This is a genomic window from Brachybacterium sp. SYSU DS0246, assembly GCF_059391765.1.
Genome location: NZ_JBZXYT010000008.1, coordinates 42134 through 66262, shown reverse-complemented (window position 1 = coordinate 66262; position 24129 = coordinate 42134). Strand labels below are relative to the sequence as shown.

Annotated in this window: 20 protein-coding genes and 1 tRNA gene; 11 read left to right on the top strand and 10 right to left on the bottom strand. The window is 71.0% G+C overall.

Features of this window, described 5'->3' with window-relative positions:
• Positions 1-73 precede the first annotated feature (73 nt).
• From AC5020_RS05620 to AC5020_RS05605, 4 genes are all read right to left on the bottom strand, one after another.
• A complete protein-coding gene (locus tag AC5020_RS05620) occupies positions 74-1033 on the bottom strand; it encodes a formate transporter FocA (RefSeq protein ID WP_464987533.1) in 960 nt (319 codons plus the stop codon).
• A 287-nt stretch (positions 1034-1320) separates the two neighbouring features.
• Positions 1321-2412: a transglutaminase family protein gene (locus AC5020_RS05615; protein WP_464987532.1), complete on the bottom strand. Its 1092-nt coding sequence runs from the start codon at positions 2410-2412 to the stop codon at positions 1321-1323.
• Entirely contained in the window at positions 2405-4759 is a 2355-nt protein-coding gene (locus AC5020_RS05610) for a circularly permuted type 2 ATP-grasp protein (protein ID WP_464987531.1), read from the bottom strand. Before AC5020_RS05610 ends, AC5020_RS05615 begins: the two co-directional genes overlap by 8 nt.
• Before the next feature lie 69 nt (positions 4760-4828).
• The gene (locus tag AC5020_RS05605) at positions 4829-5512 is read right to left on the bottom strand and encodes an AIM24 family protein (RefSeq protein ID WP_377016111.1); all 684 of its coding nucleotides are present in this window, start codon (positions 5510-5512) and stop codon (positions 4829-4831) included.
• Between the two features lie 208 nt (positions 5513-5720).
• Here AC5020_RS05605 and AC5020_RS05600 point away from each other — a divergent pair, with 208 nt between their 5' ends.
• The 4 genes from AC5020_RS05600 to AC5020_RS05585 all read left to right on the top strand — a co-directional run bounded on the left by AC5020_RS05600 (position 5721) and on the right by AC5020_RS05585 (position 9378).
• Entirely contained in the window at positions 5721-7916 is a 2196-nt protein-coding gene (locus AC5020_RS05600; RefSeq protein WP_464987530.1) for a serine/threonine-protein kinase, read from the top strand.
• Positions 7917-8115: 199 nt separating this feature from the next.
• Positions 8116-8931 carry a DsbA family protein gene (locus AC5020_RS05595; protein ID WP_464987529.1) on the top strand — a complete coding sequence of 272 codons (816 nt, stop codon included), beginning with the start codon at positions 8116-8118 and terminating at the stop codon, positions 8929-8931.
• A 114-nt stretch (positions 8932-9045) separates the two neighbouring features.
• A tRNA-Thr gene (locus AC5020_RS05590) sits at positions 9046-9117 on the top strand.
• 114 nt (positions 9118-9231) lie between these two features.
• Positions 9232-9378, top strand: coding sequence for a hypothetical protein (locus AC5020_RS05585; RefSeq protein WP_464987528.1), 147 nt, complete (start codon positions 9232-9234; stop codon positions 9376-9378).
• Between the two features lie 38 nt (positions 9379-9416).
• Here the strand turns inward: AC5020_RS05585 and AC5020_RS05580 are convergent, their stop codons facing one another.
• Together AC5020_RS05580 and treS are read right to left on the bottom strand one after the other, a co-directional pair.
• Entirely contained in the window at positions 9417-10691 is a 1275-nt protein-coding gene (locus tag AC5020_RS05580; RefSeq protein ID WP_464987527.1) for a variant leucine-rich repeat-containing protein, read from the bottom strand.
• Positions 10692-10953: 262 nt separating this feature from the next.
• The gene (gene treS, locus AC5020_RS05575; protein ID WP_377016125.1) at positions 10954-12753 is read right to left on the bottom strand and encodes a maltose alpha-D-glucosyltransferase; all 1800 of its coding nucleotides are present in this window, start codon (positions 12751-12753) and stop codon (positions 10954-10956) included.
• Positions 12754-12879: 126 nt separating this feature from the next.
• On the opposite strand from treS, the gene AC5020_RS05570 reads away from it, so the two are divergent.
• Positions 12880-13566 (top strand): hypothetical protein, encoded by a 687-nt coding sequence (locus tag AC5020_RS05570; RefSeq protein WP_464987526.1) that lies wholly within the window; start codon positions 12880-12882, stop codon positions 13564-13566.
• Between the two features lie 81 nt (positions 13567-13647).
• Here the strand turns inward: AC5020_RS05570 and AC5020_RS05565 are convergent, their stop codons facing one another.
• Positions 13648-14331 carry a uracil-DNA glycosylase gene (locus AC5020_RS05565; protein WP_464987525.1) on the bottom strand — a complete coding sequence of 228 codons (684 nt, stop codon included), beginning with the start codon at positions 14329-14331 and terminating at the stop codon, positions 13648-13650.
• A 77-nt stretch (positions 14332-14408) separates the two neighbouring features.
• Here AC5020_RS05565 and AC5020_RS05560 point away from each other — a divergent pair, with 77 nt between their 5' ends.
• The 6 genes from AC5020_RS05560 to AC5020_RS05535 all read left to right on the top strand — a co-directional run bounded on the left by AC5020_RS05560 (position 14409) and on the right by AC5020_RS05535 (position 20761).
• Positions 14409-14738, top strand: coding sequence for a DUF3263 domain-containing protein (locus tag AC5020_RS05560; protein WP_464987524.1), 330 nt, complete (start codon positions 14409-14411; stop codon positions 14736-14738).
• A gap of 96 nt (positions 14739-14834) precedes the next feature.
• Entirely contained in the window at positions 14835-15455 is a 621-nt protein-coding gene (locus AC5020_RS05555; RefSeq protein ID WP_377016133.1) for a LytR C-terminal domain-containing protein, read from the top strand.
• Between the two features lie 382 nt (positions 15456-15837).
• Positions 15838-17487: a chaperonin GroEL gene (groL, locus tag AC5020_RS05550; protein WP_377016135.1), complete on the top strand. Its 1650-nt coding sequence runs from the start codon at positions 15838-15840 to the stop codon at positions 17485-17487.
• 372 nt (positions 17488-17859) lie between these two features.
• Positions 17860-18849, top strand: a complete 990-nt coding sequence (locus AC5020_RS05545) for a TRAP transporter substrate-binding protein (RefSeq protein ID WP_464987523.1) — start codon at positions 17860-17862, stop codon at positions 18847-18849.
• Entirely contained in the window at positions 18849-19430 is a 582-nt protein-coding gene (locus AC5020_RS05540; protein ID WP_464987522.1) for a TRAP transporter small permease, read from the top strand. The genes AC5020_RS05545 and AC5020_RS05540 overlap by 1 nt, the downstream gene beginning before the upstream one ends.
• Before the next feature lie 2 nt (positions 19431-19432).
• A complete protein-coding gene (locus tag AC5020_RS05535; RefSeq protein ID WP_464987521.1) occupies positions 19433-20761 on the top strand; it encodes a TRAP transporter large permease in 1329 nt (442 codons plus the stop codon).
• A 60-nt stretch (positions 20762-20821) separates the two neighbouring features.
• On the opposite strand, the gene AC5020_RS05530 is transcribed toward AC5020_RS05535, so the two are convergent.
• From AC5020_RS05530 to AC5020_RS05520, 3 genes are read right to left on the bottom strand one after another with little or no spacing between them, the layout of a single operon-like run.
• Positions 20822-21652: an energy-coupling factor transporter transmembrane component T family protein gene (locus AC5020_RS05530; protein ID WP_464987520.1), complete on the bottom strand. Its 831-nt coding sequence runs from the start codon at positions 21650-21652 to the stop codon at positions 20822-20824.
• 31 nt (positions 21653-21683) lie between these two features.
• Positions 21684-23504: an ABC transporter ATP-binding protein gene (locus AC5020_RS05525; protein WP_464987519.1), complete on the bottom strand. Its 1821-nt coding sequence runs from the start codon at positions 23502-23504 to the stop codon at positions 21684-21686.
• Entirely contained in the window at positions 23501-24055 is a 555-nt protein-coding gene (locus tag AC5020_RS05520; RefSeq protein WP_464987518.1) for an ECF-type riboflavin transporter substrate-binding protein, read from the bottom strand. Before AC5020_RS05520 ends, AC5020_RS05525 begins: the two co-directional genes overlap by 4 nt.
• Between the last annotated feature and the right edge of the window lie 74 nt (positions 24056-24129).

The following is a 24129-nucleotide window of genomic DNA, read 5'->3' as shown; positions in this document are numbered from 1 at the left end:
CGCGCCACGGGCTCCCGCCCCTCAGGGCTCAGCCTCGCGCGACACCGCGCCACATGGCTCGGCCCCTCAGGGATCAGCCGCGTCCGTCCTCGCGCCTCTCGTGCGCGCGACGCTGGTCCTCGGTCACCAGATCGTCGTCGCCGCGTCGGTAGGAGGCCCAGAAGTAGGCCGCCACGAGCACCGCGCCGCCGACGATGTTGCCCAGGATCACCGGGATGAGGTTGTTCCACAGGGCGGAGCCGACCGTCAGGGATGCGTAGGTGCCGACGTCGACGCCTGCGTCCTGCAATGCCTGCCCGGCCCAGAAGGAGTCCCCGGCGGCCGCCTTGATCAGCAGCCCCATGGGCAGGATGAACATGTTGGCCACGGAGTGCTCGAAGCCGGTGGCGACGAACAGGGCGATGGGGCCGATGACCGCGAGGATCTTGTCCGTGACGGTCTTGCCGGCGGTGGCGACCCACACCGCCAGGCACACGGCGAAGTTGGCGAGGATCGCCAGGAAGAACGCCTGATGCCAGTCGTAGGAGACCTTGGCCTGCGCCGTGTCCAGGACGACCAGGCCCCACGCGGAGTCGTTGCCGGTGTGGGTGCCGGCGAACAGCAGCAGCAGGGCCACGGCGAGCGACCCGATGAAGTTGCCTCCGGCCGACATGCCCCAGTGCCCCAGCATGCGGCCGGTCGGGATCCGCTTGGACAGCCACGGCATGAACGTCATGGTGGTCCCGGTGAACAGGTCCGAGCCGCTGATGACGACGAGGCCCAGGCCGACGGAGAACGCGATGCCGCCGATGAGCTTCGCCGCCCCGACGGGCCAGGCGTCCATGCCCTGCTGGGTGGTCACCATGAACACGAAGCCCAGGGCGATGTAGGCGCCGCCGCTCAGGGTCAGCAGGAACATCCGGCCCAGCGGCGCGGTGGCTTTGGCGACGAGGCTGTCCTCGAGCACGTCCGCCAGCGCGTCGGGCTTGGGGATGACGGGCGAGGGCGGTTTCGCGGCGGCGTCCGCCGGCTCGGGGGAGGAGGTGGAGGCCATCGGGAGTCCTTCGCGGGCGCGGCACGAGCTCGGTCACGGGCGGTGGGGGCGCGGTGCGATGGCCTGCCTCTGCCCGACAGGCCACGGCGCCGACGCAGCGTCAGGCTATGTCGCCGCCGGCCCGGCGGGCTACGTTTCCACCGCCCGGTCGGCTGGAGAGTTCGCCGTGCGCTCGCAGGCCTGTCGTCGACCTCGCGTCCCGCATCCCGACCTGGCAGCCCCGCTATGGGCTCGTCGCCCTCTCCCTCATCGCGTGCCCGGCAGCCCCGGCCGCGGGCTCGTGGCCCTCACTCGGCGCTCGAGGCCTCCGGGGTCACGGGCACGACGCCGACGGCGACCTCGAGCGTGCTGGTCGCTCCGGGCGGGCCGACGACGATGCCCTTCAGCGGCGGCACGTCGCCGTAGTCGCGGCCCCAGGCGGTGGTCACGAAGCGCTGATCGACGAAGGTGCGGTTGGTGGGGTCGATGTCGACCCAGCCGGTGCCGGGGACCAGCACGCTGAGCCAGGCATGGGAGGCCGCCGAGCCGATCATCTCCCCGGCCGGCTGGGTGACCAGCGCACCTTCGGCCGACGGGGCGGTGCGGAGGTATCCCGAGACGTATCGGGCGGCGAGTCCGGCGGCACGCACCGCGGCCACCCCGACGTGGGAGAAGTCCTGGCAGACGCCGTGCCGGGCGGCCAGGACGTCCTCGAGGGTGGAGGTGACGGTGGTGGCACGGGAGTCGTAGGTGAACTCGGTGTGGATCAGCGCGGTGAGCTCGGCCAGGCATTCCCCGATGGGGCGCTCGGGGGTGAACACCCGCTCGGAGATCTCGCGCGCCGCGGTGCCGCCCGGGATGCGAGGGGAGGAGTGGACGAAGTCGATGCTGGAGGCCGGCAGCAGGGGACCCCAGTTCTCCGGTGTGCACAGCTCCCAGGGGCGGGACATCGGCTCGAGGGGATAGCGGCGCTCGGCGACGGTGACCCGGGCGTGCGAATGCACGTCGAGTCGTTCGTGCCGCTCATCGACCAGGAGATACGTCGAGGAGTTGCCGTAGAAGTCGGTGTGCGCGGTCAGCCGGGCCGGCGCCGGGTCCACGACGACCTCGTGAGACAGCACCCGCTGATGGGGCGTGGCCCGGGGCTCGACGTGGGCGCGGCCGTAGTTGCGCGAGACGGGCTTGGCGTACCGGTAGGAGGTGAGGTGGTGGACGCGGTAGTGGGCCGCCTCGGCCGGCTCCTCGGTCTCGGTGCGCAGCGGGATCTCCGGGGCAGGCGGTGGCGCCGCCGATGACGCCGCCGGTGACGCCGCTGGTGACGCGGACGCCGGCGCGGCTCCCGGTCCCAGAGGACCGCGCCCGTCCTCGGACGGTTCGGGCCGGTCGGTCTGCTCAGACATCATCGACTCCCCACAGGGACGTGGACTCCGAGGGACGGAAGAAGCGGTTCTCGATGGCGGTGGCCAGCTCGCGCAGCGAGGCGATCGCGGCGTCGGTCTCCTCGAGCAGGGCTGTCGGGGCGCCGTCGGAGGTGTCGGCGCCGTCGGCGTCCTCGGCCGGTCGCAGCAGCTCGCGCGGGGCCCAGGAGGCGATGCGGGAGCGCAGCGCGGTCAGCGGCGCGCGGAGCTCGGGGGAGGGGGTGACCTCGGGCAGACGGTCGAGGGTGGCGTGGAGCCGGTCGAGCTGGAAGGCGATCGACCGCGGCAGGGTGACGTCGCTGAGCAGCAGCTCGACCAGCAGCTCGGACTGGACGGCCGCATGGTAGGAGCGCCGGTAGGAGGCCCCGGACTCGGTGATCGCGGCGACGGCTCCGGCGATGCGGACCTCGGCGGCGCGAGTGCGGCGTCGGCCGAGGGTGGCGCGCAGGAGCGCGAGCAGGCCCATGGTCCGCTCGATCTTGCGGCCGGCCTCGGTGAGGTCCCAGCCGAAGTTGCGGGGCATCGAGTCCGCGACCGCGCCGGAGAGGGTCAGGCAGCCGTCGACGATATCCGTCAGCCCTTCCTCGAGCGGCGGGGTCTCGGGGCCGGCGAGGGTGCGCAGCCGCTCCCGCATCCGGGCGATGACGGGCCAGACGTCGTCGGAGATGAGATCGCGCAGGGTGCGGGTGGTGTGAGCGAGCGCGGCGTAGGACTGGGCGAGTGAGCCCGGGCGGCCGAGATCCGTGAGCAGGCTGGTGATCTCGGTGCGCACCGCCTCGGGATCGTGCGGATCCAGGGCGAGGAACCCGGGATAGGTGGTGGTCACGTCGGTGACTGCTCTCAGCAGCACGGACTGCGCGACGCGCGCGGTACGGCCCCGCTCCGAGCCGAGATCGTTGGAGGTGTCCAGCACGGTGCGCAGCAGCCGGGCGGTGGAGTCGACCCGTTCCAGGTAGCGGCCGAACCAGAACAGGTCCGAGCCGATCGAACGGGTCATGGCCGGGTAGGCGCTCAGCACGCCGCGCGGAGCGCTCGCGGCGGTGGCCTCCGGCAGCTCGGACCCCGGCGGGTCCTCACCGGGTCCTCCCGGCAGGGCCGAGGTCTCCGGGACCGCGACCCAGACATCCTTGAGGGCCTCGGGCCCTTCGTCGTCGGTATGCGCCACGCCGCCGGGCAGCACGTCGAACCCGTCCTCGGAGGCGATCACCAGCAGACGGATGCGTACCGGCCGCTCGACGAGCTCGTCACCGCCGTCGGGGTCCAGGGAGAGCCAGCCGGCCCGCTCCGCCGCCGCGGAGGCCGGCGGTGCCGCGGCATCCGGCGTCGCTGCCGTTCCCGGCGCGGGATCCCCGCCCGCGGTCGGGCCTGCCGGGCGCAGCTGGAGATCCTCGTGGAGGATCTGACGGCACAGGTCCGGCAGTGCGGCGCGCAGCGCCGGGTTCTCGAGCAGACCCGCACCGAAGGGGTTGAACACCTCGACGTCACCGCAGCGGGCCGCTTCGACCAGACCGGTCACGCCGCCCAGCGGCGTCGGCCCCAGGTCCAGGGGATCCAGCAGCGGGGAGGGCAGCAGACGGATGATCGCGTCGACCGCGTCACCGGGATCGGATTCCAGCCCCGGCAGTCGCAGTGCGAGGGTGCCGGAGCCCGTGCGCAGGTCCCCGGCCGAGACCACCGGGGCGCCCAGCAGGTTGGCCAGCCAGCTGTGGTCGAAGGCGCGCAGGGGATCGTCGGCGTCATCGGTCAGAACCACCGTACGCCCCGCTCTGCCGTCGGTGCGGGTGCGGTGGTGCAGGCCGGTGCGCACGGCGTCGAAGAACGGGTGCAGACGGCGCAGCGGGGTGGTGCGGTACAGCGTCGGCGCGCAGCGGGAGAGCACCCGCCGCATCTCGAGCGCGGTCCCGGCGCCGCCCGGCACGTCGACCGAATCCTCCAGCACCACCCAGGTCCCGTCGGCGCCGCGGGTCAGCGTGGAGGTCATGGCGAACAGGTGATGCGCGCCGCGGGAGGGAATGCCGACGGCCGCCCGCAGATAGGCCGGGTCCCGCAGCAGATCGCCGACCGGGGCGACGTCCGTGCCCAGCACGGTGCGCGGCCCGTACAGGTCGGCGTAGAGGGCGTCCAGCAGACGTGCCCGCTGGATCAGCCCGGTCGAGATCTCCTCCCACGCCTCGGCGTCCAGGACCACCGGCACGGGGTCGACGACGGGTGCGGAGACGGAGACGTCGGCGGCGATCATCGACGCCGCCGACGTCGCGGCCCGTCGACGACCGACGGGGCCCAGGGCGGCCAGCTCGTCGACCAGCGCCTGCGGGGGTGCGATGCTCACCGGGCCATCGTAGGCGCGGCGAGCTGTGCGGTGGACGGTTCGACCGCGGTGATCAGGACGAGCAGATGATCAGGACGAGGAGGAGCTGACCACCGGCATGCCCTCGGAGGGCTGGACCACCACGAAGCCCGGGCCGTGGAAGCCGAGCTGGAAGGACTCGCCGGAGCCGCGGCCGATCAGCGATCCCATCTTGAAGTCGTTCTTGATCTGCGGCTGGAGGTTCGCGGACCAGCACACTGCCGCCTGCGGATCGACGAACGTGGGCTGCTGGGAGCAGTCCAGCAGCATGGGCGGGCCATCCGAGGTGACAGCGACCATGCCCTGGCCCTGCAGGAACAGGTTGAACAGGCCGCCGGCCATGAAGCCCGCACCGCCGAGGGACTTGATGTCCCACTGGATGGAGCCGTCGAAGGCCAGCATGTTCTTCGTGTTCAGCGTCAGCGCCTCGCCCTCGAGCTGGATCAGGAAGATCTCGTTGGCCTGGCGGGCGTAGAAGATCTCGCCGTGGCCGGTGGTGCGCATCATGTTCGCGCCCTCGCCGGTGGCCATCTTCTTCAGCAGCTTCATGCCGCCACCGGAGCCCTGGTAGGAGAAGTCCATCTGGCCCTGGTAGGCGACCATCGCGCCGGCGGCCGAGATGATCTCGGGCGCCTGCGGGTTCAGCGCGCAGCGCAGCAGCTTGGAGGACTGCAGCGCCCACCGGTCGTTGGTCTGTCGTTCCTGGTTGGAGGCGTCGAACAAGTTGGAGCGCATGGAGGCCCTTCCTCTCGGCAGCCGGGCGGTTGCCCGGGGTCGCAGGGCGGCGCCCACCGCGCCGCAGGGGGATCTTCTCACGCGGGACGGCGGGCGGGAATGGATTCCCGGACTTCCCCGTGCGGTGCTTCGGCGCCGCTGTGCGGGCTCTGTGCGGGTCCGGTGAGGATGACCCGGAGGTCAGGCGGCGCCTCGTAGCATGGCGCTCATGGCTCAGACCGATTCCTCTCGCAGCGCCCGCCGTGACCCGCGGCTGATGGCGCTGGCCGAGGAATCCGGCTACGAGGTCCTGGGCCGGATCGGCGCGGGCGGCATGGGCATCGTCTACCGGGCCCACGACGCGGACGGACGGGACGTCGCCCTGAAGCTGCTGCGTCACGAGATCTCCGATGACCCTCGCGCCCGTGAGCGCCTCGCGCGCGAGGTCGCCGCCCAGAAACTGGTGCGCAACGAGAACATCGTGCGGATCCTCGATGCGGAGCTGGACTCCTCCGACGCCTTCGTGGTCACCGAGTTCGTCCCGGGGCCGACGCTCGAGGATGCCGTGCGCGCCCATGGCGGCCTGCACCCGGAGGCAGTGCGGGAGCTCGGCCTGGTCATGGGCGAGACCCTGCGCGACATCCATCGCGCCGGCGTGATCCACCGCGACCTCAAGCCCAGCAACGTCCTGCTGCGCGGCGCCTCCGAGGAGGACCTGGCGGTCTTCGATCCCGACGGGGACCGGCTGGACCCGGTGATCATCGACTTCGGGATCGCGATCGCCGCGGAGGAGTCCCGCCTGACCTCGACCGGTCTCGTGATGGGCACGGCCGCCTATCTGGATCCCGAGGTGATCCGCACCGACCGCGCCGGGGAGGCGGGGGACTGGTGGGCGTGGGCCGCGCTGCTGGCCTTCGCCGCGACGGGCCGCGAGCCCTACGGCAGCGGCCGGGCGGACCTGGTGTTCCTGCGCGCCGAGCGCGGCGAGATCGACCTCGAGGGCATGCCGAGCGAGCTCGGCGAGCTGCTGCGATCGGCCCTGCAGTCCGATCCCGCGCAGCGGCCGGATCCCGACGACCTGCTGGCGCGGCTGGCCGAGCTGGATCTGAGCTACTACGACGACCCGGGGCCGACGGAGGCCCTCGATGCGAACGGTCGTACGGCGGTCCTGCCCGTCGTGGGCGCCGATGCGGCCGGGCAGACCGATGCCGGGCAGAATGCCGCCGGGCAGACGGACGCCACCGCGCCGGTCGGCAGCTCCGCGGGCGAGAGCACCGGCCCTGCGGGAACCGGCCGGCAGGCCCCGCCGGCCGGCGGCGCACAGGGTGACCCGGCTACGGAGGTGCTGCCGGCGGTGCCGGACGGTGAGCGGGCGACGCAGAGCCTCCCGCGCGTGAGCACTCCCGTCGAGGCACCCACGGAGGCGCTGCCCCGCGTCGAGTCGCCGTCCGAACCTGCCACGGAGACGCTGCCGGTGACAGGGCCACCCACCCGCCAGTTCCCGGCCGTGCCCGCCCCGGAGCAGAGCGCCACCGGCCCGGGGCAGGGCCACGCCGGGCCGGCGGGAGCCACCGGACGCCCCGTGCAGCGTGCCCCGCAGCAGTCGATCCCGCCCTCTCCGACACGGCAGGCATACACCGAGCGGCCGTACCCGCCGCAGGCATACGCCCAGCAACCGTATCCACCCCAGTCATATGCCGGGCAGCAGGTCGCGGCACCGACGCAGCCCGCTGATCACCCGCAGCCCGCAGGCCAGCCGCAGTACCCGGGCCAGTCGCAGTATCCGGGTCAGTCGCCGTACGGCGCCGGCGCGCCGCCCATGCCCGTGCCGCCGCCCCGCAGGCCGCTGCTGGTGTGGATCGGGCACCTGCTGATCATCACCCTGGCCGCGGTCGCCCCGTACGTGTCGCTGGCCCTGATGCTGCTGCTCGGCGCGCTCGCCCGCACGTGGGAGAGATCCCACCGGTCCGTCGAGCGGAAGCGTCTGCGCGGCTCCACGGGCGCGGGTCCCCGGTGGGCCGCCGGTCTCTCCGCACCGTTCGGGTTCGTTCTCGGGCTGCTGGAGATGGCGCTGCAGGCGCTGTTCCCCCTGATCCTGGGTGTGCTGGTGGGCGTGGCCGTGGATGCGGCATGGACCCTCGCCCAGGGCACGCCACCGCCCGGCGGGGTCGCATTCGCCATCGCGATCACGGTGACGCTGCTGATCACGTGGGTCGGGCTGGGCAGCCGCACCACCCGCACCGGCGCGCACCGGATGCTGGACGCGGCCGCGCCCGACCTCGTCTGGAGCGCCGTGGTGGTGGGCCTCCTCCTGCTCCTGCTGGCCGCAGTGGTCACGACCCTGCTCGCGCGAGAGGGAATGGTGGACTACTTCCCCTTCCCGGCCGGGCCACGGCTGGACGACATCGGCCTCTGGCGCGGCTGAGTCGCGCAGGCGAGACCGAGCCCACCGGTGACGCCGAGCGCGCCGGCGGCGCCGAGCGCAGCGCCGAGGTGCTCGCGCTCGCCGGCAGGAGCCGCGGCAGGCGGCAGCGCCGGCGTGATCAGCAATGCTCAGACTCGGGCAGTTAAACTCCCTGCGACCTGTCTTCCACCGCAGCCCCGGTCCGGGGGCAAGGAGCATCATGGCCGCGTCCGGTTCGTCGAAGTCCGCGCAGGAGCGCCGCGAGGCCCAGCGAGAGGCTCTGCGCACACAGCGTCAGGCCGAGCTGCGCCGCCAGCGCTCGGTACGGACGGTGGTCATCGCCGCGATCACTGTGGTGGCACTGGCCATCCTCGGCGGGCTCGGCTACCTGATCTACCAGTCGCAGCAGCCGGCCGGCCCCGTCGCGGTCCCCGAGGGCATGAGTGCCGACCAGCCGTACCTGGAGCTCGGCGCCCCGGAGGACTCCGGGAAGCCGATCGTCGAGCTGCACCTGGACTTCATGTGCCCCTATTGCGGGCAGTTCGAGGAGACCAACGGCGAAGACGTCGCCACCATGGTGGAGAACGACGAGGCCACGCTTCATCTGGTCCCGCGCCGCCTGCTCGACACCCAGTCGACGACCGGTGACTTCTCCTCCCGCGCGGCCAGCGCCCTGGTGTGTGTCTACGAGGACAACCCGGACAATGTGATCCCGTTCCAGCAGCTGATGTTCGCCAACCAGCCGGCCGAGGGCTCGGCCGGCCTCACGGACGAGCAGATCTGGGGCTACGCGCAGGAAGCCGGTGCCTCGGCGGAGGTGGAGAGCTGCATCACCGATGCCACCTATCAGCCGTGGGTGCGACAGGTCGCCGATCCCTACGGGGCGGAGGCCGGGGGCGGCACCCCCTACGTCGCGATCGACGGCACAGCGTTCGAGGACTGGTCCACGCCGGGCGCCCTGCGAGAGGCGGTGCTGGCCGCGGGCGGCAGCTCGGCCTCCGACGCCGGCGGCGCCTCCGACGCCGGCCAGGGCTGAGCGGCCAGCTCAGCCGAGCAGGCAGATGCGCGTGGTAGCGCTCACCGCGTGGTAGCGCTCGGGCCACCTGCTCTACACTTTCGGGGCCGGTCGATTCGTCGGCCGGCCCCACCCGCTGGAGTGGCGCAACGGTAGCGCACCTGTCTTGTAAACAGGCGGTTGCGAGTTCGAATCTCGTCTCCAGCTCGAAACCCCGTCACGGCGCCCCGCACCGGGATGTCTTTCGGGACGATCGGTATCGGGGGAATGCCGTGAGGTGCCTGTCACCTGCGCCCGCGCAGCCGTGACGAGGCCGATCAGATGATCGCCCAGGTCCTCGAGGACGGGCGCCGGGTGATCGGCAGGCACGGCCCGCATTCCGTCCTCTGGATCCCGATGGAGATCATCGGGATCCTCGCGGTGATCGGCGGAATCGTGCTGACGGTGGCGTCCCTGGCCGGGGGCTGAGCAGCTGAGACCTGCATGCACTGACCTGCCCGGGCCGCTCAGAACTTCTCGTACGTCGAGCGGCTGACCATGAATCCCTTGCCGGTCTTCGTGTTCCAGCACGTCATCCCGTCGGATCTGCTGGTGCACGCGACATCGCCGTTCACGGCGCTCTGACCGTATTCGAGGGTCTGGGGCGAGCTGCCGCCGTAGGTCTGCCCGCAGTTGCGGACCGGGGAACCAGCGGCCACCGCTATGGCGAAGGATTCGTCGCCGCAGTCCTCGAGTCCTGCGTCGGAGTAGTGCTCCTCGCCGAGGGAGCAGCCGACGCTGTCCTCGCCGAGCCGGCACGAGATGTTCCCGGTGGGCGAGCTGATCGTCTCCAGCTCCTGGGCATCCTCGGGAGCGGGGGAGACCGGTTCCTCCTCCGTCGTCTCCTCCTCGGTGGGTTCCGCCGTCTCCGAGGGCTCCTCGGAGGTTGTCGGGCTCGCCGTGCTGCGGTCGTAGTCCCCGGAGTCCTCGGTCAGCCAGGCCCGGCCGACGAGGCCTGCCACCACGAGCAGGATGAGAGCCAGCACCAGGCAACCACCGCAGGCGAACCAGGCGCGGCGTCGATCCGGGGGATCCTCGTCGGGCGGGGCGGTGCCGCCGCCGGTGCCGACCTCGAGCGGCCCCGGGCCGTTCGCCGCGCCGCCGGCGACACCAGCTGCGGCGGCAGGCCCCCACGGGTTCTGGGGTTGCGGCTGGCTCTGCGGCGGCGGGGGCTGTGGCCCCGGTTGGGCCTGCTGCGCCGGCACGGGGGCGGGGGTCACCGGGCTGGTCTGGCCCAGCGGTACTGCGGAGCTGCCGGCGGCGAGACGCACGGTGGGGCTCTCGCCGGTGCGGCCGGCCGCCGGGCCGGGCTGTGCCGGCGACGATGCCCCTCCCTCTGGTCCTCTCGCGTCGGCGAAATCGCCCCACACCGAGGTGGCGTAGGGATCGTCCTCGGTGGGACTGGCTGCCGCCGGTGTGGCTGCGGTAGGTGCCGCATCGGCCAGCGGGGGCAGGGCTGCGGTGCTCGCCCCCGTCGCCGCCTCGCGGGTCGCTGCCTCGTCGTCGGACTCCGTGCTGTCGGCGGGCACCGTACGGGTCGGAGCGGTATCGGACTCGGCGTCGAACGAGTCCTTCGCCCAGGGGTTGGTCGCGAGGATCCACTGACGTGCCACCTCGGGGCACGACGGGTTGCGCACGACGAGGCCGTGGAGCTGGGGGTGGCGCTGCGTGATCTCCAGCAGCCGCTCCGGCGACGTGTTCGGATCCTGGGCCTCCTCGGCCCTCGATCGTGGTGTCGTCACCGTCGCCTCCCGTTCACTCGTACCGCGGCCCGGATCGGACCCTTACCGACCGCGCACGATACCGCCGCCGGCTCCGGGACGCTCGAACGGAGCGTTCTCGATGGTCGCGACGTGGGCAGCGGCACGTCGGCGACAGTTCCTGATCCGAGGGCTGCGGGCGTGCACGCCAGCGCGCGAACAGGGTCGGGGCGTGTGGCGTGTGGCGTGCGGCGTGCGCCGTGTGGCCTGTGGCGCGCGCGTACGGAGCGCGTGCCCGCGAGCATCAGATGCTCGAGGAGGCGTCCTCCTCCTCGGGCACGACGGGCAGTGCCGTGGTGACCGTCATCGGCTCCCCGTCGGGATGGAGCGGGCGCACCTTCAGCCAGTAGTAGCCCTGGGAGCCGAGCATGACCATGAGCTTCCCGTCGTCGCTGATCGGCGGGAACTCGTGGCCGCCGAACAGGTCGCGCACCGTGCGTCGTCCCAGCCCGCCCAGCTCGAGCGTGGTGGTCACGGGGTGCGGGGCCAGGTTGAACACGCACAGCAGCGTCTCGGCGTGCTCCTCGGCGTCCTCGCCGTACTCGGCGCCGTCGTAGGTGCGGGTGAAGGCCAGCACCCGGTCCGAGTCGGCGGGGATGTTGCGATAGCTGCCCATGCCGAACGCGTCGTGCTCACGTCGCACCGCCAGCATCCACCGCACGAAGTGCAGCATCGACCCGGAGTGGGCCATCTCCGCCTCCACGTTGGTGGTGGCGTAGTGGTACACCAGCGACTGGATCACCGGGAGGTAGAGCTTGCCGGGGTCGGTGATTTCGCTGAACCCGGCGTTGCGGTCCGGGGTCCACTGCATCGGCGTGCGCACCGCGTCGCGATCATCGAGCCAGATGTTGTCGCCCATGGCGATCTCATCGCCGTAGTAGAGGAACGGTGAACCGGGGAGCGACAGCAGCATCGCGTGGATCAGTTCCAGCTCGGAGCGGGAGTTGTCCAGCAGCGGAGCCAGCCGCCGGCGGATGCCGACGTTCGCGCGCATCCGTGAGTCGGGGGCGTACCAGCCGAGCATCGCCGAGCGCTCCTCACCGGAGACCATCTCCAGCGTCAGCTCGTCGTGGTTGCGCAGGAACGTGCCCCACTGGGCACCCGAGGGGATGTCCGGGGTGTCGGCCATGATCTCCACGATCTGACGGGCGTTGCCCTCGCGCAGGGCGTAGAACAGTCGTGGCATCACGGGGAAGTGGAAGCACATGTGGCACTCGGGCCGCTCCTCGGTCCCGAAGTAGGCGACCACGTCGCGCGGCCACTGGTTCGCCTCGGCGATGATCACCTTGCCGGGCCAGCGGGCATCGACGAAGGCCCGCAGCTCGGCGAGGAACTCATGGGTGGCGGGGAGGTTCTCGCCGTCGGTGCCCTCCTCCTCGTAGAGATAGGGCACGGCGTCGGCCCGGAACCCGTCCACGCCCTTGTCCAGCCAGAACTTCACCACGTCGAACATGGCCTCGCGGACCTTGGGGTTCTCGAAGTTCAGGTCGGGCTGGTGGGAGAAGAAGCGGTGCCAGTAGAACTGGCGGCGCACCGGGTCGAACGCCCAGTTGGACTCCTCGGTGTCCACGAAGATGATGCGGGCCTCGGAGTACTTCTCGTCGGTGTCGGACCACACGTAGAAGTCGCCGTAGGGCCCCTCGGGATCCGACCGGGACTCGAGGAACCATGGATGCTTGTCCGAGGTGTGGTTCATCGGCAGATCGATGATCACGCGGATCCCGCGCTGGTGGGCCTCGGAGACCAGGCGTTCGAAGTCGGTGATCGAGCCGAACTCGGGCAGGACGGCCTCGTAGTCGGAGATGTCGTAGCCGCCGTCGCGCAGCGGGGAGGCGAAGAAGGGCGGCAGCCACAGGCAGTCGATGCCCAGCCACTGCAGATAGTCGAGCCTCTCGATGAGGCCGGTGAAGTCACCGCTGCCGTCACCGTTGCCGTCGGCGAAGCCGCGCACGAGCACCTCGTAGAACACGGCCTTGCGGTACCAGTGGGGGTCGTAGTCGACCCCGGGTCCCTGAGGGGAGAACTGGGCGGCATTGAGGGGCATCGTTCCTCCGCGGCGGTAGGGCGGGCTGTCGCTCGACGTGCCACCACACTAGTGCGCTCCGTACCATGGTCCCGAACCCGCGGGCGGTGCCGTCGGCGGGTGTCGATCTCGGGGGCAGGAGGGACCATGGGGCAGCCACCCCACACAGGGCACGGGGGAGTGCCGACGGGCGGGCAGATGCCGCCGCCGGAGGTCGCGGGGCCGCAGCAGGGCCGGCGGACGGGGATGTGGGTCATGCTCGGCTGCGCCGGGCTGGTGATCGTACTGCTGCTGCTCGCCGTGACCGGCGGAGTCATCTATCTCGCCACGCAGAGACGCGACCACGGATCGGGCGCGGAGACCACTGCGGCCCAGGCCCAGCGCCTCGAGGAGGAGACCTTCAGCCTCGAGTTCCCGGCGGGGTGGGTCGCGGGCGGGGTCACCTCGGAGGAGGCGGAGACCGGGCTGCTCATCCAGCTGCGCGACGAGGAGATCGACGAGGAGGACTACGAGGCCTACGCCGGCAACTCTCTGGACGTCTACCTCTTCTCGAGCGACCTCCACGCCCAGGCGGAGTGCCAGCAGCAGTCCGCGTTCCTCGGTTTCAGCTGGGACGAGACCGGCGACGCCACTGAGATCGATCCCGTCGAGCTCGATGGTCAGGAGCTCGTGGCCTATCGCGCCACCGGGACGCATGAGGACCAGGACGTGGTCTCGGAGACCTACTGCGCCGATGTCGGCGACCAGGTGATGCAGATCGTCGTGGAGACCTACGGCAGCACGGAGATCTCCCCGGAGCTCCGGCAGATCCTGGAGAGCTGGACCTGGGCGTAGGGACACCGTCCGCAGGCCGCCCCGGCCCGGTCCACGTCTCGGGACGCACTGCGCCGACCCCGGGATGCGACAGACCCGGGGTCAGTCCGGCTGCTCCACGCGCCAGTCGATCGGTGCGGCGCCCTGCTGCTCCAGCAGCGCGTTCGCCCGCGAGAACGGCCGGGACCCGAAGAAGCCGCGGGAGGCCGACAGCGGGCTGGGATGGGCGCTGGCGATGTGCGGCACGCCCCCGAGCATCGGGATCAGCGACTGGGCGTCGCGGCCCCAGAGGATCGCCACCAGCGGACCGCCGCGTGCCACCAGGGCGCGGATCGCGAGCTCGGTGACCTCCTCCCACCCGCGCCGACGGTGGGAGGCGGGGTTGCCCGGTGCCACTGTCAGCACCCGGTTCAGCAGGAGCACCCCCTGGTCCTGCCAGGCGGTCAGGTCCCCGTGCACGGCGCGGGGAATCCCCAGGTCGTCCTCGAGCTCGGCGTAGATGTTGGCGAGCGACCGGGGCAGCGGACGCACATCGCGCTCGACGGCGAAGGACAGGCCGATCGGATGTCCCGGCGTCGGATAGGGATCCTGGCCGACGATCAGCACCCGCACGTCGGCCATCGGGCGGGTGAAGGCGCGCAGCACCCGGTCGCCGGAGGGAAGGTATCCCCGGCCGGCGTCCACCTCGGCGCGCAGGAACTCGCCCAGGGCATGGATCCGGTCCTCCACCGGGGACAGTTCGCGGGCCCAATCGGCACTGATGATCTCGGTGAGCGGCTGCGGCATGTGACCAGTCTTCCATCCTCGCCAGGGGTGCGGCGCGCCGCCGATGACCGGCGCCTCGGGAGCCGTACTGTCGGTCCATGCCTTCCGACCACGACGCCTCTGCGGAGCCCGACGAAGCCCGTCAGGGCTCGCAGGACGCCCCGCCGACCGCCTCCTCGGAGCTGTCGGACCTGGATCAGCGCATCCTCGCCCTGGAATCGCGGACCTTCCGTTACGTCGGCTCCAAGGAGCGCGCGATCCGCGAGGAGATCGGGATCTCCAAGGTCGGCTACTACGTGAGGCTGAACACGCTGCTCGACGAGCCGGCGGCGCTGAGGGCGGCCCCGGCACTGGTGAACCGGCTGCGCTCGCAGCGCACCTCCGAGCACGGCGCCGCCCCTGCGCGCGGCGCCGATCGCGTGGCCTGAGCGAGGACCGACCCGGGCCGAGGCGGGTCCGTGCTGACCCGACGTGCGGGGCGTGTGCTCCGACAACCTGCCGCCCGGAGCAGGTTTAATGGGGCCGTGGCTGATTCCCAGTATCCCTACCCGCCGGACCGTTTCGACGAGGAGGCGGACAGCGCCTCCTTCCACGGCGCCCACCGCGCCGAGGAGCCGTTCTGGCGCCAGAACCTGCTCTACATCATCATCATCGGCGCTGCCGTGGTGATGCTGGTCGTGCTGCTCTTCCTCATCGGCGGCATGGGCGGCAACGGGGACGAGCGGGCCGAGGACCCCACCACACCCGCCGCGAGCGAGTCCAGCGAGGAGGCCCCTGCCGACGGCGAGGAGGCGACCACCGAGGAGGAGCCGGCCCCGGAGCCGGATCTGTCCACTCCCGTGCTGGTCGTCAATGCCGGCGGCATCAACGGGCTGGCCGGAACCTGGGAGGAGACCCTCGAGGGCGAGGGATGGACGGAGGTCGGCGTCGCCACCGCGGACAACACGCAGGAGGAGCCCGTCGTGTTCTACCGCGACGAGGCCGACGCCGAGAGCGCGCAGGCGCTCGCCCAGCAGGTCGGTGCCGGGGAGGCCCGTCAGAGCGATGAGTACGACGCACGCATCACCTTCGTGGCTGTCGACGAACCCGGCGCGGACGCCGAGGGCGAGGACGGCGGCGGCGAGGACGGCGGCGGCGAGGGCTGAATCCCGCAGGCCGAAGGCCTCTCACGCATGCAGGGCGCGCGTCGACCCCCGATCCGGGAGGGCGGCGCGCGTTCTGCATCGTCGGGCGAATGGACTCCCCGGAGGTTCCGCTGCCAGAAGAAGCCGCCCAGGGTTAGCACTCTCCGGGTCGGAGTGCTTATGATGATCTGGCACTCGATGATCGAGAGTGACAGCGCCGATCGGCGAGGCCGCCCTCGAGAGTCGTGAGCCTGTCCGGGGAGCAGTCCGCTGCTTCGCCGGCCACCAACATTCCGGCCCCGTGAGGGATCCGGCGCCGTGGGACATGAACACGGCGTGGGGTGCCGTCCGTCGCGGGCACGAGGGTCGGGTGGACACCACACCACACGGGAGAGATTCCACAATGGCCAAGCTCATCTCTTACGACGAGGAGGCCCGGCGCGGCCTCGAGCGGGGTATGAACCAGCTCGCCGACGCCGTCCGAGTCACCCTCGGCCCCAAGGGCCGCAACGTCGTGCTCGAGAAGTCCTGGGGCGCCCCCACCATCACCAACGACGGCGTGTCGATCGCCAAGGAGATCGAACTCGACGATCCCTACGAGAAGATCGGCGCCGAGCTCGTCAAGGAAGTCGCCAAGAAGACCGACGACATCGCCGGTGACGGCACCACGACCGCCACCGTCCTCGCCCAGGCCCTGGTCAAGGAGGGCCTGCGCAACGTCGCCGCCGGCGCCAGCCCGATGGCGCTCAAGCGCGGCATCGAGAAGGCCGTCGCCGCGGTCTCCGAGACCCTCCTGTCCCAGGCCCACGAGGTCGAGACCAAGGAGCAGATCGCCAACACCGCCGCCATCTCGGCGGCCGACCCGGCCATCGGCGAGCTCATCGCCGAAGCCCTCGACAAGGTCGGCAAGGAAGGCGTGATCACGGTCGAGGAGTCCAACACCATGGGCCTCGAGCTGGAGCTCACCGAGGGCATGCGGTTCGACAAGGGCTTCATCTCGCCCTACTTCGTCACCGACTCCGATCGCCAGGAGACGGTCCTGGAGGATCCCTACATCCTGCTGCTCAGCTCGAAGGTCTCCTCGGTCAAGGACCTGCTGCCGCTGCTGGAGAAGGTCATCCAGTCCAACAAGCCGCTGGCGATCATCTCCGAGGATGTCGAGGGCGAGGCCCTCGCGGTGCTCGTGGTCAACAAGCTGCGCGGCTCCTTCAAGTCCGTGGCCGTCAAGGCTCCCGGCTTCGGTGACCGCCGCAAGGCGATGCTCGAGGACATGGCGATCCTCACCGGCGGCACGGTCATCTCCGAGGAGGTCGGCCTCAAGCTGGAGACCGCCGAGCTGGACCTGCTGGGCCAGGCTCGCAAGATCGTCGTGACCAAGGACGAGACCACGATCGTCGAGGGCTCCGGCGACGCCGAGCGCATCGCCGGCCGCGTCTCCCAGATCCGCACCGAGATCGAGAACTCGGATTCGGACTACGACCGCGAGAAGCTCCAGGAGCGCCTGGCGAAGCTGGCCGGCGGCGTGGCCGTCATCCGGGCCGGCGCGGCCACCGAGGTCGAGCTCAAGGAGCGCAAGCACCGCATCGAGGATGCCGTGCGCAACGCGAAGGCCGCTGTCGACGAGGGCATCGTCGCCGGTGGTGGCGTGGCGCTGCTGCAGGCCGGCAAGGACACCTTCGACAAGCTGGAGCTCACCGGCGAGGAGGCGACCGGCGCGAACATCGTCAAGGTCGCCGTCGAGGCCCCGCTCAAGCAGATCGCCGTCAACGGCGGTCTCGAGGGCGGCGTCGTGGCCGAGAAGGTCAAGAACCTGCCCGTCGGCCACGGCCTCAACGCCGCCACCGGCGAGTACGAGGACCTGGTCGCGGCCGGCATCATCGACCCGGTCAAGGTCACCCGCTCCGCGCTGCAGAACGCCGCGTCCATCGCGGGCCTGTTCCTGACCACCGAGGCCGTCGTGGCCGACAAGCCGGAGCCCAAGGCGCCGGCCGGCGGCGGCGGCGACGACATGGGTGGCATGGGCGGTATGGGAGGCATGGGCGGCATGATGTGATCTCCTGATCACCCGCCGCACGGCTCATCCCGTGTCGCTCGTCCCGTGCGAGTGCAGGGCCCCGATCCTCCTGAGGGAGGGTCGGGGCCCTTCGCATGCTCCGGTCCCGGGCATGTCCGCGCCCCTGCCGGCCCCGGCCCCGGCAACGCGTGGCAAGGGTTGATGCCGAATTCTGCGCGCCTGGCACGCTGATCCGGCTTCACGGCCCTCGGGGGTGCGCACATCGCGCCCCGAGCGCCGCGGCATGTCCATTCGAGGAGGAATGCAGTGCGAACAACGATGTCTCGTCGACGAGACGTCCCCCGCGCCACCGCGGGAGAGCGGCCACCCGGGAAAGGCTTCGGGCGTCGTGGATTCCTGACGGCGCTGCCCATGGCCGGTGCCGGAACAGCGCTCCTGGGAGGCTGCGTCTCCCGCGCCGGAGCAGTCACCGACGTCGACCGGATCCTGTCCGTCTCGCTCGGCCAGGCCGAGGACCATCCCAGCTACGGGGCCCTGCTCGACTTCGGGGAGCGCCTGGCCGCCGCGACGGACAACCGGTGGGGCGTGCGCGTCTATGCGAACAACTCGCTCGGCGATCAGCAGGAGACCGTCCAGCTCGTCTCGGACGGCGCGATCGACATGGCGGTCATCTCCGGGACCCAGATCGAGAACTCCTCGCCCCGGTTCCTGCCGATGAACGTCCCCGGCGTCTTCGACGACATGGACCACCAGAACCGGGTGATGCTCGACGACTCGATCGTGGGGGAGCTGTTCACCTCCCTCGAACCCGACATGCGGCTGACGGTGCTCGGAGGCTTCACCCAGGGCAGCCGCCACCTCTACACCGCCCCGGGCCCGATCGAATCCCCCGACGACCTCTCGGGGCTGAAGATCCGGGTGCAGGAGTCGAAGATCTTCCTCGACCTGATCAACGCCATGGGCGGGGTCCCCACCCCGATGGCCTACAGCGAGGTCTACACCGGCCTGCAGGCCGGTGTGCTCGACGGCGCCGAGAACAACGAGATCAGCTACGTCACCCAGCGCCACTACGAGGTCGCCACGCACTACACGCTGACCAATCACCTCATCGGCTTCGACTTCTTCCTGGCCAATACCGACCTGCTCGAGGAGATGGGCCCCGAGGACTCGCGCGCGCTGCGAGAGACGTTCACCGACACCCAGAACGCGTTCGTGGAGATCTGGCGGCAGGAGACGGAGAAGGCCACCGAGCAGATGCGCGAGCGCGGGGTGGAGATCCACGAGCCAGATCCCGCAGCGTTCGCGCCGATCATCGAGGAGACCGGCTACGCGATCCTCCAGGACGAGGCGGACATCGCGATGTACGAGGCGATCCGCGCCGCATCCGAGGAGGCGCCGTGATGGCACGAGCACGATCCGGACTCCTCGCCGCCCTCAAGGTCCTGTGCATCGCGCTGTTCGCGGTGCTCGTGCTCGTGGTGGTCTGGCAGGTCTTCACCCGCCAGGTCCTCCAGAGCCCCAGCGCCTGGACGACGACCACCGCGCAGTACATGTTCGTCTGGCTGGGCCTGTTCGCCATGACGCTGGTCTTCGGCGAACGCGGCCACGTCGCGGTCGACATCATCGCCGAACGAGCACCGCAGCGCCTCCAGCACCTCTTCCGCATCCTGGTCCAGCTGGCCACCATGCTGTTCAGCCTGCTGGCGATGGTCTGGGGCGGGCTGCGCGGCACGGCGATCTCCTGGGAGCAGACCATCCCCGGCTTCCCCTTCTCCGTCGGCCAGATGTACCTGGCGCTGCCCATCGCAGGCCTCATGATCGCGGCCCTGGCAACCGAGGATCTCGTCCGTGTGGTCCGCGGGGAGCGGCTCGCGCCCGCCGCGGAGGCCGGCGACGAGCCGCCTGCGGGGCCGGAGGACGCGGCGCTCCCGACGGGCGCCGCCCGAGCGGCCGACACCGACGACGACACGAAGGGGCGGTGACCATGGATCCGGCACTCCTGGCCAGCATCATCCTCATCATCGGCGTCGTCATCCTGATCGCGGTCGGCGCGCCGATCGCGATCGCGATCGGCCTGCCCTCCGTCATCGCGCTGCTGGCCGTCGTCGGCCCCGAGCCGGCCGTGTTCGTCTCCGCCCAGCGGATGTTCACCGGCGCGAACTCCTTCACCCTGCTCGCGATCCCGTTCTTCGTGCTCGCCGGTCAGCTGATGAACACCGGCGGCGTCGCCGCCCGCCTGATCGACGCCGCCAAAGTCCTGGTGGGACGCATGCCGGGCTCCTTGGCGCAGACCAACGCGGTCGCCAATGCGCTGTTCGGATCGGTCTCCGGCGCCGGCGTCGCCTCCGCGGCCGCAGTGGGAGGGATCCTCGGTCCACGCCAGCGCAAGGACGGGTACGACCCGGCCTTCGCCGCCGCGGTCAACGTGGCCTCCGCACCCTCGGGGATGCTCATCCCGCCCTCGAACACGCTGATCGTGTACTCGCTGGTCTCCTCGACATCGGTGGCCACCCTGTTCGCCGCCGGCTACGGTCCGGGCCTGGTGTGGGTCCTGGCGTGCGTGGCCACGGTGCTGCTGGTGGCGCTGCGGCGGCGGTCCCTGGTGGGCCACGACGGCGGCGGTGCGACCGGCGGCGTGGGCCTGCGGCTCGGCGTGCTGACCCTGCTGCGCGCCATCCCCGCCGTGTTCATGATCGTGATCGTCATCGGCGGTCTTCTCGCCGGTGTCTTCACCGCGACCGAGTCCGCGGTGATCGCCGTGGTGTACTCGCTGATCCTCGGGTTCATCTACCGTCAGCTCACCGTGAGGAAGCTGCCGGAGGTGTTCCTCGCGGCCACCCGGACGACCGCCGTGGTGCTGTTCCTGATCGCGGTCTCCTCGGTGCTCAGCTGGGTCCTCGCCTACGCGACGATCCCGCAGTCCATCGCCGAGGCGCTGCTGGGCGTCTCGACCTCACCGACGGTGATCCTGCTGCTGATGATGCTGGCGCTGCTGCTGGTGGGGATGTTCATGGATCCCACCCCGGCGATCCTGATCTTCACACCGATCTTCCTGCCCGTGGCCCAGGAGCTCGGGATCGACCCGATCCACTTCGGCATGATGATCACCTTCAACCTGTGCCTGGGGACGATCAGCCCGCCGGTCGGCGTGATCCTGTTCGTCGGCGCCCGGGTCGGGCGGGTCAAGGTCGAGCCGGTCATCCGCCGCCTGCTGCCGTTCTACGTGCCCCTGGTGGCCGGGCTGCTGCTGGTCGTGTTCGTTCCGCAGATCTCCCTGTTCCTGCCCGACCTGCTGGGAATGTCCAGCGAGTGAGGGTGCCCGCCGCGGTAGCGGGGCTCGAGGGTCCCGGTACCGCGGCGTCGCCGGTTCGGCTCAGGCGAACGGGTTCCAGAACCGCCCGCCGTTGATCACCAGCAGCACGACCGGGACCACCACCAGCGCCAGCGCGGTGAGCATCACCGCCACGTCGCGGCCGCGCAGCGGGGTGCGCACCGACCAGGTGCGCCCGCGCTCCCGACCGAACCCGCGCAGCTCCATGGCGGCAGAGACCGACTCGATCCGGTCGAAGGTGCCCAGCAGCAGGGGCATCAGCACGGCGCTGAGATTGCGCACCCGCGCACTCAGAGGAGCATTGCGGGAGGTGTCGATGCCTCGCGCCTGCTGCGCCTGGGAGATGGTGCGGAACTCGCGCTGGACGTCGGGGATGTACCGCAGCGCGAGGGAGACGGCGTAGGCGATCCGCGCGGGCACCCCGATGCGCGCGAGCGAGGAGGCGAACTCCGGTGGCCTCGTGGTGGCCACGAACAGCAGCACAGCGGGCAGCACCGCGACGTACTTCAGGGTGACGGCCAGCTGGTAGAACAGCTGCTCGGTCGTCAGATCCCAGCGCCAGGGCCCCTCCAGCAGGACATGGCGGGTGCCGAAGAGATCCGTGCCGTAACCGGGGGCGAACAGGAAGATCCCGATGTTGTTCAGGGTCATGAAGACGAGGATCAGCCACAGCACCACCGCGAAGTCCCGCAGCCGGACCCGGGAGACGGCCCAGAGCACGACGGAGGCCAGAGCCACGACGGCCAGGTAGCGCACATCGAATCCCAGCATCGCACCGATCACGACGCCGAGGACGAGGACGAGCTTGGAGACCCCCGAGAGCCTGTGCAGCGGTCCGGGGCGGTCCACGTAGCCCAGCAGCGGGGCGCTCAAATCGCGGCTCCGTCCGTGAGGGCCCCCAGGATCATGCTGCACTCCGGGTGGCGCGATCGACCTCGACGAAACGGCGCACCAGGGCGTGCGCGTCGGCGAGACCGCTCTGCTGCGCCAGCGCGTGCAGGCCCGTGGTCACGAGGTCGGCCCGCCGGGTCAGCTCGGGGTCGGTCAGCACGGCGGCCGGATCGTCATCGGCGAGCAGGACGCCGTCGGACATCACCAGCACGCGGTCGGTGTACTCCAACGCCAGGTGCATGTCGTGGGTGATCAGCACGACGGTGGTGCCGGTCGTATTCACCTGCCGCAGGAACTCCATGAACTCGGTGTAGTGGGCGAAGTCCTGCCCGGCGGTGGGCTCGTCGAGGATCAGCACCTCGGGCTCGAGCGCCAGCACGGAGGCGATGGTGACGCGCTTCTTCTGACCATGGCTGAGGGCGGAGACGGGCCAGGAGCGGAACGGGCGCAGCCCGCACACCTCGAGCACGGCGGCGGTGCGGCGGGTGATCTCGTCCTCCGCCATGCCGCGGGCGCGCATGCCCAGGGCGATCTCCTCGGCCACCAGCGGCTTGGAGATCATCTGGCCCGGTTCCTGCAGCACGAAGCCGACGTGCTCCCCGCGCTGGGCGAGGGTCCAGCCCGTGGCGTCGAGCGCCCCGATGCGCACGGTGCCGCCGGTGGCGCGCTCGAATCCGCAGATGACGCGTGCCAGGGTGGACTTGCCGGCTCCGTTCGAGCCCAGCACGCCCAGCATCTCCCCGCGGCGCACCCGGGCGGTCACGCCCTCGAGCACGGCGGTGGTGCTCTCGGGGCCAAGGGGTATCTCGCAGCGCACATCCTCGAGGGCCAGGGCCGTCGTACCGGAGCGGGGGAGATCCGTCCCCGTGCTCGTCCCTCGGCTCCCAGTGGGGATCGTGCCCGACGGGCCGGGACCCGATCCCATCGCGCTGTCGTCGCCGCTGCGGCCGACCCAGTTGCGCACCGCGCCGATCTGCTCCTCGCTGAGCGCGATCGTCTCCACTCGAGCGGGTCGCTGCTGAGCCGTGACCGGCGTCCCGGCGTAGCGCAGCGCGGCCACGTGCAGCGGCGACCGGATGCCGTGCTCCTCGAGCAGCCCGGAGGCGACGACCTCGTCGGGCGAGGCATCGAGCACGATCCGACCGCCGGCCATCAGCACGATCCGGTCGACCTCCCGGTGCAGGACATCCTCGAGACGATGCTCGACGAGGACGATCGTGCGGCCGTGATCGCGGTGGAGCGTATCGATCAGCTCCACCGCGGAGCGGCCGGTGGCGGGGTCCAGGTTCGCCAGGGGCTCGTCGAATAGCAGCACCTCGACGTCGTCGACCAGCACGCCCGCGATCGCGACCCTCTGCTTCTGGCCGCCGGAGAGGTTCTGCGGGGCATCCTCCAGGCGATCACCGATGCCGGCCAGGGCCGCGGCGCGGGCCACGCGGGCAGGCATCTCGGCGTGGGGCACCTGCTGGTTCTCGAGGCTGAAGGCGATGTCCTCGCCGACGGTGAGGCCGACGAACTGGCTGTTGCTGTCCTGGAGCACGGTGCCGACCCCGGCCGCGGTCTCCACCAGCGGCACCGCGGCCGGATCCTTGCCGAGCACCCGGATGCTCCCACCGGCCTCGCCGCGGTGGCGGTGCGGGATCAGGCCATTGATCGCGCCGATCAGCGTGGACTTCCCCGAACCGGAGGCACCGACCACGGCGATCTTTTCCCCGCGCCGGATCCGCAGGTCGATGTCGTGCAGCGTCGGCTCGGACTGCGCGCGGTACTGGAAGGAGTACCCGCGCAGCTCGATGAGCACGTCGCCGGCGCTGGATGGGGACGGCGCCGTCACTGGTCGTGGCTCAGCGACCCGGTCCTGGTGCGGGTGCGGGCGTAGATCGAGAGGATGATCGTGCCGATGATGCAGGCGGTCAGTGAGTTCGAGACGAAGGCCAGGGCGCCCTGCGCCCACACCTTGCCGGCTGGCTCGGCGTAGATCAGTACGTCGCCCAGCGGTGCGATGAGGAGCCAGGAGAGGGCGTTGGCGAGGATGATCGCGAGGTTCGCGCGGATCGCGGTGCTCCTGCCGAATTCGCCGTCCCCGATCGCATGGCGCAGCACGAGCAGGCCGACCACCAGGCCGAACACGCCCGAGGCCAGCTCCCAGCTGATCCAGATGCCGAACCCGGTGGCATCGATCAAGAGGTGACCGAGGAATCCGGCGAGCGCCCCCACCAGCGGCCCGTAGAGCACGGCGAAGACGGCGAGGATCGCGTACTGGATGCTGATGGAGGTGTTCGGGACGAACGAGGGGATCGCGACGAAGCGACCGAGCACGAAGAACAGGGCGGCACCGATGCCGATCGCGACCACCTGGGTCACCGGCGAGTACGTACGGTTCATGAGGGTTCCTTCGGGAGTGGCGGGCAGGAGGATGAGGCGAGTCGGGGTGCCGGGGATGCACGTCGGATGAGCAT